We start from the raw sequence: 11,875 nt of genomic DNA on the forward strand, positions 1-11,875 counted from the left end.
TGATATTTTAAAGAGACCCCTAGCATGAAGGAGGATTGTCGAATGAATCCGGTTCGCAAATCGTTCTCTAACGATCCGTTATTTCCCTTTGATCTTGTATTTAAAGATACGAAAAGCCCGGAGCGAGAGCTGCCGGACCATCTTCACGATCGCTATGAATGGATCTATGTATACGCTGGCAAAGGCAGGTTGTTCATCGACCAGAAGTTCTACGACATGGGCGCGGGCGACCTGTTCCTTATCCCCGGCAACTCCATCCATCGGGCATTTCCCGATCCGCTTGAGCCGGTTACGTCTACGGCCGTTTTTTTCGCGCCGACCCTGATCTCGACCGAAAATTACGATGATTCTTACAACGGCTTGCGCTGCTTTGACCTGGCCAAAAAGAGAAAGCAGTATAAACTCGAGACGACGGAGCAAATGCGTGGTTACACGGAAGACGTATTGGAAAACATCCGATCGGAGCTGGAGTTGAAAAAGCCGGGGTATCGGCACGCCGTTTCGCTTCAGTTGCAGCAATGGCTGCTTCGAGTTAACCGCGATTCGCTTCCCGACCATCCGGAAGATCATGAGGATTCCAGAATCGGTCCCCAATGGATGAAGGATATTCTCGGTTACATAGCTAACCATCCGGACGAAGACTTAGGGTTATCCGCGTTAGCGCAGCAGGCCTCGGTAACGGCTGCCCACTTCTCGCGCGTGTTTAAGCAACTGACCGGAATGAACGTCACCGATTACGTCAACGCCAAACGAATCGTTCAAGCCAAAGAGCTGCTCCAAGAGACGGACGAGAGCATCGGATCGATCGCCGAACGTTGCGGATTCGAGAGTCTCCCTCACTTCCATCGCATCTTCAAGCGAATTACGGGACTTACTCCCGGGGCCTATAAACGAGGAAAAGGCTAAGCCTCAGCTTAGCCATTGAATACTCGTCAAAATCAAACCGATGATGAAGCCGCATAAAGCTCCGTTGACCCGGATCCATTGAAGGTCGCCGCCGACTTTTTCCTCCAGCATCTTGACCAGTTCCTTATCGTTCATTTGATCGATGTTGTCTTTGAGCAGCAATCCTACCCGATAGTGATTCGCTTCGACGAAATCGACGATGAACGATAATATTTTGCGCTCCGCGTTGTCGGCGAGCTCCTTTTCCGCTTGGAGCTTCCGGATCGCATACCGAACGACGGCGACGACTTTCCGTCCTCCGCCGGCTTTCTCCTTCTCCAATGCGGTTAACAAGGATGATCGGATTCCTTCCATTCGCTCCAGCATAAACTTCCCGCTGTCCGGGTGACCGGCTCTATCGATAAGCCATTGCTTACCCCGGTTCAACATCTCCTCGTCGCCCGCGACCCGTTGCAGCTGATGGCGAATTTCCCCTAGTAATTTCTCACGGCTGGCGTTACCCGAATGGCTTAGATCCTGAATGCCCGAGAGGAGCAGCTTTTGGATCATCGTGCCTAGCTTGTCCTCGCTCATGAATCCGGCGAAAGCTTGAACGGCAAAGCCCATAAGACCGCCGACTTTGGCTTCCTGCATTTTCTGGTGCGCGATCGAACCGAGCATATATCCGGTTTCCGGTTTGCTTACCCATATTCTGCCTTGATTCAGAGCATAATCCAGCGCGCGCTCCTCCCATCGGTCTCCCATGGCCGTGTTAAGCAGCTTCTCCGCGAGCGGACTTGCATCCGTCTGCCGGATCAGGGATACGATTCCCGATTGAATGTGGGGAACAAGCGACTCTAGTGGCAGCTTAGTTAATAGGGTCTGCAGAAACTGAATAACGCCTACCCGGTTGCTTCGCTTGCTCACCTGCTTCACCACGGCAGATCCGGCAACTTTTAACAGCTGAAACTGTTTGAGTTTGCGCGTAATGCTCTCTTTGTTAAGCAGCTCGTTCTCCAACGCGGAGATTAAAGATTTGGCGATCTTATCCCTGTTCTTCAGGAGCAGAGAAGTATGCGGTATCGGGATGCCTAGCGGGTGGCGGAACAGAGCCGTCACCGCGAACCAGTCCGCGAACCCGCCCACTAAACCTGCTTCGAACCCGCCCTTCAGCAATTCCACGATCGGGTGCTCCGGCAGGAACAACGTCGTAACGAAACCCGCGCCCATCGTGACGAGAGATAAGCCGGCGATATATCTTGTTCTCATAGTCGTTAAACCTCGTTAAGGAATAGGTGCAGAAAAACCGCGCATGTTCTGCAGCGGTTTCTCCGTGTAAATTTGGATTTGGATCTTATTCCTCTTTCGGAGCTTTCGTTCGTTTCACGAAGAACGTCAACACGAGCCCGACGATCGCGAAGATCATCCCGATATAAAACGCGTTGTGAATTCCCGCGTTTAACGCGAGGGCCATCTCGGTAGGCGCTGTAGGATCGGAGGATTTAGATAAATAATCCTTCGTTCCCGCCGACATCATGCTGATGAAGAAGGCGACGCCGATCGCACCGGATACTTGCTGCAACGTGTTCAGAATCGCCGTCCCGTGAGGATAATATTTTCTAGGCAGCTCGTTCAGACTGTTCGTCTGCGCGGGCATCATGATCATGGAAATGGCGACCATCATAATGCAGTGGTATAAAATAATCGTTCCTTTGCTCGTCTCCAGATCGATCTGCGTGAATAACCACATAACTCCGACAAGAATCGCGGCTCCCGGAATAACGAGCACGCGCGGTCCGAATTTATCGAACAGCTTGCCCGTGATCGGGGACAGGAAACCATTCAGAATGCCCCCCGGAAGTAAAACGAGACCGGAAGCAAATGCCGTGAACAGTAGGCCCTGTTGCAGGAAAATGGGCAATAACATTAAGGTGGAGAACAACGCCATCATAACGATGATGAGCAATACCGTGGTTAACGAGAACATTGGAAACTTAAATGCACGAAGATCAAGCATCGGCACCTTAGACAACAGTTGTCTCCATACGAACAGCAGCAACGATATTCCGCCGACGATCAGCGTTAGGTACACCTCGGGGCTGGACCAGCCGGTATTCTCTCCGCCCGCGCTGCTGAAGCCATATACGATGCCCCCGAATCCGATCGTGGACAAGATGATCGACAGTATATCTACTTTAGGCTTCGTTACGTCGGAAACGTTTTTCAAATAAATGGCTGCGATAATGACTGAAATGACGCCGAACGGGAAGACGAGGTAAAACAACCAGCGCCAGTCGAACGACTCCAGAATCAAACCGGACAATGTCGGTCCGATAGCCGGTGCGAACATAATGACGAGACCGATACTTCCCATTGCCGCTCCGCGCTTCTCGGGCGGATATAGCACGAGAATCGTGTTCATCATTACGGGAAGCATGAGCCCCGTACCGAATGCTTGAATAATCCGACCTATGAGAAGGACATAAAATTCAGGGGCTAACGCGCACACCAATGTTCCGACGGTGAATAAGATCATCGCTCCCAAGAACATCTGCCTGGTCGTAAACCATTGAACCAGCAACGCGGAAATCGGGATCAATATCCCTACGACAAGCATATAGCTCGTCGATAACCATTGGATCGTCGTATACGATACGTTAAGATCGATCGTCAGGTCAACTAAAGCAATGTTCAACAATGTTTCGTTAAGGATGGAGAAAAACGCGCCGATTACGAGGGTAATCAAGATCGGCAACCGTTTAATATTCCCCAAATCCCTAGGCTGCGAGTTCGCAGCTGCGTTTGCGGTATTCACTTATGTACCTCCAAATTCGTTGACGTATAGACATTTACTATATCATTCAACATTATTTTCTTCAAATACTTATCTTCTTAATCTATAGTACAGAATCGCTTTCCATCGCGACATCGGGCTAGCGATGTATCCCTACTTACCCTTTAGGCGTAACTTTGAAGGTTTTTTGAATGTTGACATTAAATTCCTCAATCATTATAATAACAACATCATTAACGAGGAGGCTGATGTGCTATGTCAAACTTATTGAACGTTTCGATTGCGTCGGCGGTGTCGATTGGTTATGAAGAGCATAAGATTCGGTCTCTACGGAGTATTGCGCAGCAACGTTAGTCGGGGTTCGGCAGGCGACATTCGCTTATCGATTCGCGATTCGTGATGTGCCGCTTAGAGACTTTGGAGTCTCTAAGCGGTTTTTTTGTGCGCGTTCGGCGTGAACGCGCAGCTTAACTGCCGCAGGGATTCCCTGCGGTTTTTTGTTTGTCCAACAATACGAAAATAAGGGGTTATCTAATTTGCATATTTATCACTTGAACGAAACTTTGCGAGCTTACGGTTGGAATTCCGATTGGGACCGCACCCTCTCGCAGCAAAATAACGAGCTTCAACGACTGTCTCCGGCTCGCGTCATCGCGCAGTTCTCCCACTCGTACAACGTTATGACGGAATCGGGCGAGCATAGCGCCAACGTAACCGGAAAATTCGAGTTCAACGCCGCTAAGCGCGGCGACTATCCTGCCGTCGGCGATTGGGTCATGGTCGATCGTCTCCCGAACGAGAATCGTTCCGTCATCCATGCGGTCTTGCCTCGCCGAACCGCGATGGTTCGTAAAGCAGCCGGAAATACGATCGAGGATCAAATCATCGGGGCGAACTTGGACTATCTGTTCATCGTGAACGCGCTTAATCAAGATTTCAACCTTCGCAAAATCGAAAGATACCTTATCGCGGCTTGGGAAAGCGGAGCGCAGCCGGTCGTGTTGCTCACGAAGTCAGACTTATGCGACCAACCGGAACGATTCGTTGCAGAAGTCGAGAACGCCGCGCCCGGCGTGCCGGTGCACTTCATAAGCGCCCATCGCGATCAAGGCAAAGACGCATTGGCGACTTACTTGAAAACCGGAATTACGATTGGCATTACCGGATCTTCGGGGGTCGGCAAGTCTACCCTGCTCAACTGGCTGTCGGGCAAATCGCTTCAAGAAGTACAAGGAATCAGGGAAAGCGATGCTAGAGGAAGGCATACGACGACGCATCGCGAGCTATTCTTGCTCGATAACGGAGCACTCGTGATGGACACGCCGGGCATGCGCGAGCTGCAGCTATGGGAAGCCAATGACGGTTGGCAGCACGCCTTCGCAGATATCGAAGAACTCGCTAAGCAATGCCGTTACCGCGACTGCAAGCATGAACACGATGTCGGATGCGCGGTCATCCAAGCGGTCAACGCCGGAGAGCTCGATCCGAAGCGGCTCTCGAACTACAAGAAAACCTCGCGAGAGCTTGCTCATCTTGCCCGCAAAGAAAATTCCGTCAACGCCAAAGCGAGTAAGCGAGCTTCTCGCGCGAAAACCAAGTCGAAAAACCGGTCGGATACGCGTGCATTTCTATCGGATGATTGACGTTCGTCCAGCGAGGCCGGGGGCTTGAGTTTGATTCCGCTGACGTGAAAGTGTCGAAAACCTCGGATAAAGGTGCTCACCTTCGTTAATACGCGGATAGTCTGTTTCTGACTCGATTAGCATAGCTCCCAGTGCGCGGTGTGGCGTTGTATGATGGCGGTCTATCAGGTGCACACCTCCGCTAATTCGCGGATAGGATAGTTATTGTCTTGATTAACGGTGCTCACCTCCTCTATTTTGGGGAAAAGTTAGTTTCTGTCTCGTTTAACGGTGCTCACCTCCTCTATTTTGGGGAAACGTTAGTTTCTGTCTCGATTAACGGTGCTCACCTCCTCTATTTTGGGGAAAAGTTTGTTTCTGTCTCGATTAACGGTGCTCACCTCCTCTATTTTGGGGAACGTTAGTTTCTGTCTCAATTAACGGTGTCTCACCTCCACTGTTTCGCGGCGACTTAGTTCGGCTGGTTGATGCGGTTTTTGGTGCGGTTTTGGTGCGGTTGTTGGTGCGGTTGTTGGTGCGGTTGTTGGTGCGGTTGTTGGTGCGGTTGTTGGTGCGGTTGTTGGTGCGGTTGTTGGTGCGGTTGTTGGTGCGGTTGTTGGTGCGGTTGTTGGTGCGGTTGTTGGTGCGGTTGTTGGTGCGGTTGTTGGTGCGGTTGTTGGTGCGGTTGTTGGTGCGGTTGTTGGTGCGGTTGTTGGTGCGGTTGTTGGTGCGGTTGTTGGTGCGGTTCATGCTCATATACCAAAAATGGCGGCATCCAGATTACTCTGGAGCCACCATTTTCTCACCAACTCTTAGTACCGCCACACGGTACTATTTCCAGACAGCGGCGCTCTTTCACCATTTAAGTACCGCCACACGGTACTACTTTCCAGCCGGCTGGGTGCTTTCGCCACCAATAGTACCGCCATACGGTACTATTTCCAGCCGGCGGGCGCTCTCGACACCATTAGTACCGTCACACGATACTATTTCCCGCCGACTGGCGATCTCGCCAACAATAGTACCGCCACACGGTACTATTTCCAGCCGGCGGGCGCTCTGGCCAACAATAGTGCCGTCAAATGGCACTCATCATTTGATGACCAGATATCTTTCTTTTACGATATTCAAGTGATGAATCTCATGCCCGGCAATGATGTAAGCGAGGGACCTAGCCGACAGGACGTTATTGTTCGCCGAGCCGCTTCTCGTCCATGCTTCTTCGGACAAGCCGCGAAGCAACGTCAATGTTGCCCTGCGTACGGCGATATAATCGTCGATCAAATCGGCCAACGAGGAGGAACCGAAGTTTACCCCCTTCATGAACTCGTCCTGATCGTATCCGGCTAGCGGAGTCTGATCTCCCCTGGCGATCCGAAGGAGGCGATAGCCCATGATGCGTTCGTTGTCGTTGATATGCCCAATGACTTCCTTGAGGCTCCATTTCCCCGGCGCGTAGCGGAAATTTCCCTGAGCCTCGGGGATATCGGATAGGTAGGCGGACGTATGATCAAGAAGCTCCGCCAGAATATCCCTAATGTTACCATCCGGAACTAATCGAACATATTGATGATAATAAGCACCATATTCTTCTTGCGCTGGACGAAGATTCATCTTAACACTCTCCCTATTCCATAATATAAGCACCGAGCAGAGCTGCCGTATTCACAACGGCGTCGACATGCGTTCGTTCCATTCCGTGCGAGGCGTGAACGCCTGGCCCGATAAGCGCAGCGCGGATATTGCTTCCCCCGCGCAAGGCTGCCGAAGCGTCGGAACCGTAATGAGGATAGATATCGATAGCATAGGCAATTTTCTCTCTCTTAGCAAGATCTATCAACTTAGAGGTCATCTCGTAATCGTATGGGCCCGAGGAGTCTTTGGCGCAGATCGAGACGTCGAGCTCCGTCGTCGTAAGATCGTCTCCGATCGCCCCCATATCCACCGCAATCATCTCGGTAATATCCGCCGGAATATAGGCGCTCCCGTGTCCGACCTCTTCGTACGTTGACAAAATCAACTTAACCGTATGGGCGGGAGACTTGTTCTCGCGCTTCAGCCATTCCATTAGCCCGAACAACGCGGCAACGCTCGCCTTGTCATCCAAATGACGCGATTTGATCCACCCGTTCGGAGCCATTCTCGTCCTCGGATCCCAAGAGATGAAATCTCCGGGAAGGATACCTAGCTTCTCGGTATCTTCCTTCGACTTCACCGGTTCGTCGATGCGAATCTCCATATTGGCTTCCTCGCGCTTCAAATCCCGCATATCGGTATAGACATGCACGGAAGGCTTCGTGGACAATACGGTGCCTTCGTACGTTTTGCCTTCGCGCGTATGGACGAGACAATATTCTCCTTCAACCGTATGCATCGCGTAACTGCCGATCGGCGTAAAGCGCAGCATCCCGTTGGATTTGACCGAGCGAACCATCGCCCCTAGCGTATCAACGTGCGCGGTGAGCGCTAGAACTTTCCCAGCAGCGTCACCGGCTCCGGCCCCCCCATGCTGCCCCGGGATCGTTATAATCGCATTTCCTTTGGGCGTCATCTCAAGCGCATAACCGAGCTTAGCCGTTTCCTCGCGGATCAGCTTCATGATCTCCATGCAATAACCGCTTGGACTCGGCGTTGCTAATAAAGCGTTAAGCATTCCGACGATATAATCGCGGTCGAACCGAGCATTCAAGGCTGCAGACATCTTCGCAAGTCTCCTTTATACGGAAATGAACAAATTCTCTAACAAGCATAACTCCACTAGCCCTATCATGCAAAAAAAGCCGCGTTCCCGCGACTCCTTTCACGAATGCTTGCAGATCCGCTAGGCGTTGAACCTTTGGCGATAGCCGCATTTTCTGCACAATTCTTCGACGACTTCCCTTCTGGAAAATCCATCGTACAGTTTAGTCGCCCGCTCGCCTTCGATAATTTCGGAAAATGGGGTCTTGTTAATGTTCCCTAGATTAATGACGCCTTCCCCATCCAAGCAGCAAGGAATAACCGTCCCGTCCACGAGCACGCCGGCCTGGTTGCGAAGCGCATGGCAGAAGCCCTTGCCCTCGTCTTCCTTCTCCTTAAGGTCCGGCCACACAAACTCTTCCTCATGGTTCAAATAAATCCGATCCGCGATCTTGATGCCTTTGCCTCTGACGAAATGCTCTTCGATCTTGTAATCGAGCTGAAACGTCTTCTCGATCTGTTCGAGAATTTCCCTGTTCCGATCGTTCTTCAGGTTAGTCTCGTTATCCGGGGTCAAATTCCATAATCTCAAGGAGATGAGGATATCCGAAACGGCAACCGCTTCTTTGGCGAATTCCAGCACACTAGATACGTACCCTTCTTTATCTACCGAGCCCTCATGTCCGTCGAAGCTATGCAAGGAGAAATTGATTTGCCTTAACGCCGGCTTCCCCAGAATCTTGGACTTGGCTTTATGCAGCAGAGTGCCATTGGAGGTCAAGTTCACTTTGAACCCTTTCTCATGGCTAATGTCCAGCAACTCATCGATCTTCGGATGGAGCAGAGGTTCGCCTTTCACGTGAAAATAAATATGTTCGGCGTGCCCCTGTATTTGATCAAGCGTATTCGTAAAGGCATCGACTTTAATAAAGTTCGCTTGACGCTTAGTCGGAGGACAGAAACTGCAGGCAAGGTTGCATATGCTCGTTATCTCGATGTAAAACTTCTTGAATTTCTTCAATCTCGGGTGCTCCAATCGATCAAGCTCATAGAATAATGCCTTTATTATAGCACATGCCAGGCACTCGGCTCATGTTTTGTCGGCATAGAACACATGCTTGGCCGTCAATGCTCCGTTCTTGATGCTGAAAATTCCGAACGAATACAACGTCTGTCTTCTCTTGTCCGTCGGAGACCCGGGGTTAAAGACGAGCATCCCTCCGGATCGCTTCATCGCTGGAATATGGGAATGGCCGTACACTAGAGCATCTAGCTGGACGCCCTTAAACGTGCTGATTGCCTGCGATTCCGTACCCGTCCTCTTGACGGAGCCATGACCGTGAACGACGCCGATCCGGCAACCTTCGAAATCGAGTAATTTGCGATAGCCGAATTTGCGCACAATGTCTTCCCCATCGTTGTTTCCCGCGACGCCATAAGTGGCGGCATGCTTAGCAAGCTCTTCATAGACGGACATATTCGTCCAATCTCCAGCATGAATGATCGCATTGGCATTCACCAGTTCGCGTATCAGCCGCTCGGGCAGCTTCTTGTTCATTCTGGGCATATGCGTATCCGATACGACGACGATTTTCATCCGCACCGACCTCGATTCCTAAGTGGTTATATTTTCATCATATAGACCCGCTCTGTTACAATCAATTCCGCTTCTGCGTAACTTTTCCTATTTTATCTCGTTATGTATATAAAAGGAGGTTATTCCGTGAGGCGTTTCCACTTGGTGGCAACCATCATACGAAGAGGGATTATCGTTATTTTCGCGATTCTGCTCGTTCCTCGGGCAATAGCATTCGTTCCCGATAGCCGAGGCGACAAAGAAAACATAAAAGCGCTGAAGCAGGATGGCCCGGTCACCAAATACGAAGTCCATCAGACGATGGCAATAGACCAGGATCGATTCACGGTTAACGAGCTCTATTGGACTCCCAAACAAACCGTAATCCGATATACGTATCGCACGCAAGATGCGGGAGGGTGGTCGTTGCCGCAAATAGCCTTTAAACTCTATGGCCCGCAGGGCGAAGAATATAAATTTGACTCGTCTAGCAGCAGCGGATCGCCATGGGGATCAACCGGGTTCATCTACTACGCCAGCTCGAAGGAACCGCCTACTAGCTTGAATCTAGTCTACGAATGGTATGATCGGCGAGCCGAGTTAAACCTTCCTCTGCAGAAGGGCGGCGAAAAGATATGAGAAGAAAAACGTGGACCGTCACATTGGAATGGGGCCTCGCCATCGTGCTGATCGTCCTTTTCTTCTGGAAAGGACTCGACATGTTAGGCAGCACCACAGCCACTAAGGCGCATGAGCGTTCCGAGAGAAGCTATCATTACGGCCCTTCGCAAATCGTAAGGGAAATTCCTTACAAAGACGACATCGTGATCTTTTTAGGTTCCTATAAAAAATGGTTCTCCGCGGATACATCGGTTAAAAAGGGCTGGAGGTGGTTTCCCGGCGGCGGGGTAGGTGGCGTCGAGATCGACCAAAGCAAGAAGATCTCCTATAGTTGGGATATAACACGTTACAAGAGAGATCGCTGGCTTGCTAAATTTTACGGATACGTATCCGATCCGCGAATCGTCAAATTTGAACTGGAAGTGATAAATACGGACGGCGAAAAGGTAAAAGCTACTCAAGCCGATAAGCCGAATTGGACCGTATTATCGGAAACGATAACCGACGATCGCATGTTTTTGTTTCTGTGGGACGAAAATGAGATCAGATACAAGTGGAAATCGCTGCGAGGGTTGGATGCCGGGGGCCAACTTCTGTTCGAGCAATCCTTAAATTCCTAATAACGAACAATAAACCGATGGTTCCGTTTAATTGGACGGGAGTCATCGGTTTGTTCGTTAGCGGAGCATACTAAATCCCGAAAGCTTCAGCGATATAGCGGTAAGATCGAACTCGTTTGTCGAAATCGTGTATGTGCGAGACGATCATTAGTTCGTCCAGATGCAAGCGGTCCGCGTAGCGCTTAAGCCCTTCCTTCACCTGTCCGGGAGTCCCGATGAACCGACGGGATTTCATCTGCTCGATCATCTGCAATTCCATCGGCGAGTAAGGATATTCCGTTGCCGTTCGCACGGAAGGCATATATCCCAGCTCTTGTCCGCTGAGCAACTTCAAGAAAAACAGTTCGTTGCTCCTGGCTAGCTGGCGCGCCTCCTCTTCCGTATCCGCGCAGATCGCCATAACGGCCGCAAGCGCGACGGGTTTGCTATTGTACTCCGACGGGCGGAAATAAGCGAAATATTGCTGAAGCGCCTCGTCTCCCGCAGCTCCGAAAAACTGCGCGAACGCATACGCAGTACCTAGTTGCGCCGCGATCTTCGCGCTTCCGTCGCTTGAACCGAGCAACCATAATTCCGGAACGTTATCCGTTTGCGGGAATGCTCTCAATCCCGGAAAACGATGGTTGGCCGGATTATTATCGTGAAGATAAGCGTTCAGATCCACGACCTGCTGAGGATACTGATCGATGTCTCCGCGTTTATGCTCTTGCAAGGCTCGCGTCGCGATGGGCATGCCGCCGGGTGCGCGTCCTAAACCGACGTCGATTCGGCCGGGGTGCAACGCTTCGAGCAGCTTGAAATTTTCCGCTACTTTATAAGCGCTATAGTGCGGAAGCATAACCCCGCCGGAGCCAACCCGGATTTTCTCCGTATGGGATGCGATATGTCCAATCAGAATCTCCGGACTAGAAGAAGCAAGCGCCTCCGAGCCATGATGCTCGGACACCCAGAACCGGGTATAGCCCAGCTTCTCCGTCTCTTGGGCAAGCGCAACCGTCTCGGCCAGCGTTTCCTTCACGCTTCTCCCTTCATTGACATGCGAATGTTCGAGCACGCTTAATTTCATCGATCTTCCAAG

Annotated in this window: 12 protein-coding genes; 4 read left to right on the forward strand and 8 right to left on the reverse strand. The window is 51.1% G+C overall.

Annotation, left to right across the window (positions count from 1 at the left end):
• Positions 1–42 precede the first annotated feature (42 nt).
• The gene (locus FPL14_RS01280; protein ID WP_182301320.1) at positions 43–906 is read left to right on the forward strand and encodes an AraC family transcriptional regulator; all 864 of its coding nucleotides are present in this window, start codon (positions 43–45) and stop codon (positions 904–906) included.
• A 3-nt stretch (positions 907–909) separates the two neighbouring features.
• On the opposite strand, the gene FPL14_RS01285 is transcribed toward FPL14_RS01280, so the two are convergent.
• Together FPL14_RS01285 and FPL14_RS01290 are read right to left on the reverse strand one after the other, a co-directional pair.
• Positions 910–2,154 (reverse strand): DUF445 domain-containing protein, encoded by a 1,245-nt coding sequence (locus tag FPL14_RS01285; RefSeq protein WP_182301321.1) that lies wholly within the window; start codon positions 2,152–2,154, stop codon positions 910–912.
• Positions 2,155–2,239: 85 nt separating this feature from the next.
• Positions 2,240–3,700: an MDR family MFS transporter gene (locus FPL14_RS01290; RefSeq protein ID WP_182301322.1), complete on the reverse strand. Its 1,461-nt coding sequence runs from the start codon at positions 3,698–3,700 to the stop codon at positions 2,240–2,242.
• Positions 3,701–4,215: 515 nt separating this feature from the next.
• Between FPL14_RS01290 and rsgA the strand changes: the two genes are divergently transcribed.
• The gene (gene rsgA, locus FPL14_RS01295) at positions 4,216–5,322 is read left to right on the forward strand and encodes a ribosome small subunit-dependent GTPase A (RefSeq protein ID WP_229263737.1); all 1,107 of its coding nucleotides are present in this window, start codon (positions 4,216–4,218) and stop codon (positions 5,320–5,322) included.
• 366 nt (positions 5,323–5,688) lie between these two features.
• On the opposite strand, the gene FPL14_RS01300 is transcribed toward rsgA, so the two are convergent.
• The 5 genes from FPL14_RS01300 to FPL14_RS01320 all read right to left on the reverse strand — a co-directional run bounded on the left by FPL14_RS01300 (position 5,689) and on the right by FPL14_RS01320 (position 9,577).
• Complete coding sequence (locus FPL14_RS01300) at positions 5,689–6,051, reverse strand: hypothetical protein (RefSeq protein ID WP_182301323.1); 363 nt, start codon at positions 6,049–6,051, stop codon at positions 5,689–5,691.
• Positions 6,052–6,393: 342 nt separating this feature from the next.
• A complete protein-coding gene (locus FPL14_RS01305) occupies positions 6,394–6,915 on the reverse strand; it encodes a DinB family protein (RefSeq protein ID WP_182301324.1) in 522 nt (173 codons plus the stop codon).
• Positions 6,916–6,928: 13 nt separating this feature from the next.
• Positions 6,929–8,002 (reverse strand): M42 family metallopeptidase, encoded by a 1,074-nt coding sequence (locus FPL14_RS01310; RefSeq protein ID WP_182301325.1) that lies wholly within the window; start codon positions 8,000–8,002, stop codon positions 6,929–6,931.
• 120 nt (positions 8,003–8,122) lie between these two features.
• Positions 8,123–9,001 (reverse strand): radical SAM/SPASM domain-containing protein, encoded by an 879-nt coding sequence (locus FPL14_RS01315; protein WP_182301326.1) that lies wholly within the window; start codon positions 8,999–9,001, stop codon positions 8,123–8,125.
• Between the two features lie 69 nt (positions 9,002–9,070).
• Positions 9,071–9,577, reverse strand: coding sequence for a metallophosphoesterase family protein (locus FPL14_RS01320; protein ID WP_182301327.1), 507 nt, complete (start codon positions 9,575–9,577; stop codon positions 9,071–9,073).
• A 126-nt stretch (positions 9,578–9,703) separates the two neighbouring features.
• Between FPL14_RS01320 and FPL14_RS01325 the strand changes: the two genes are divergently transcribed.
• Together FPL14_RS01325 and FPL14_RS01330 are read left to right on the forward strand one after the other, a co-directional pair.
• On the forward strand, positions 9,704–10,195 hold the full coding sequence (locus FPL14_RS01325) for a DUF5643 domain-containing protein (protein WP_182301328.1): 492 nt from the start codon (positions 9,704–9,706) through the stop codon (positions 10,193–10,195).
• A complete protein-coding gene (locus tag FPL14_RS01330) occupies positions 10,192–10,797 on the forward strand; it encodes a hypothetical protein (protein ID WP_182301329.1) in 606 nt (201 codons plus the stop codon). Before FPL14_RS01325 ends, FPL14_RS01330 begins: the two co-directional genes overlap by 4 nt.
• A 70-nt stretch (positions 10,798–10,867) precedes the next feature.
• On the opposite strand, the gene FPL14_RS01335 is transcribed toward FPL14_RS01330, so the two are convergent.
• Positions 10,868–11,863 (reverse strand): LLM class flavin-dependent oxidoreductase, encoded by a 996-nt coding sequence (locus tag FPL14_RS01335; RefSeq protein ID WP_182301330.1) that lies wholly within the window; start codon positions 11,861–11,863, stop codon positions 10,868–10,870.
• Positions 11,864–11,875: the final 12 nt, after the last annotated feature.

Source organism: Cohnella cholangitidis, from assembly GCF_014107495.1.
Classification (GTDB): domain Bacteria; phylum Bacillota; class Bacilli; order Paenibacillales; family Paenibacillaceae; genus Cohnella; species Cohnella cholangitidis.

Bases quoted from the DNA above. Each gene is read 5' to 3' on its own strand.
- FPL14_RS01280 (WP_182301320.1), top strand. From the start codon at position 43: ATGAATCCGGTTCGCAAATCGTTCTCTAACGATCCGTTATTTCCCTTT.
- FPL14_RS01285 (WP_182301321.1), bottom strand. From the start codon at position 2,154: ATGAGAACAAGATATATCGCCGGCTTATCTCTCGTCACGATGGGCGCG.
- FPL14_RS01300 (WP_182301323.1), bottom strand. From the start codon at position 6,051: ATGAACCGCACCAACAACCGCACCAACAACCGCACCAACAACCGCACC.
- FPL14_RS01305 (WP_182301324.1), bottom strand. From the start codon at position 6,915: ATGAATCTTCGTCCAGCGCAAGAAGAATATGGTGCTTATTATCATCAA.
- FPL14_RS01310 (WP_182301325.1), bottom strand. From the start codon at position 8,002: ATGTCTGCAGCCTTGAATGCTCGGTTCGACCGCGATTATATCGTCGGA.
- FPL14_RS01320 (WP_182301327.1), bottom strand. From the start codon at position 9,577: ATGAAAATCGTCGTCGTATCGGATACGCATATGCCCAGAATGAACAAG.
- FPL14_RS01330 (WP_182301329.1), top strand. From the start codon at position 10,192: ATGAGAAGAAAAACGTGGACCGTCACATTGGAATGGGGCCTCGCCATC.
- FPL14_RS01335 (WP_182301330.1), bottom strand. From the start codon at position 11,863: ATGAAATTAAGCGTGCTCGAACATTCGCATGTCAATGAAGGGAGAAGC.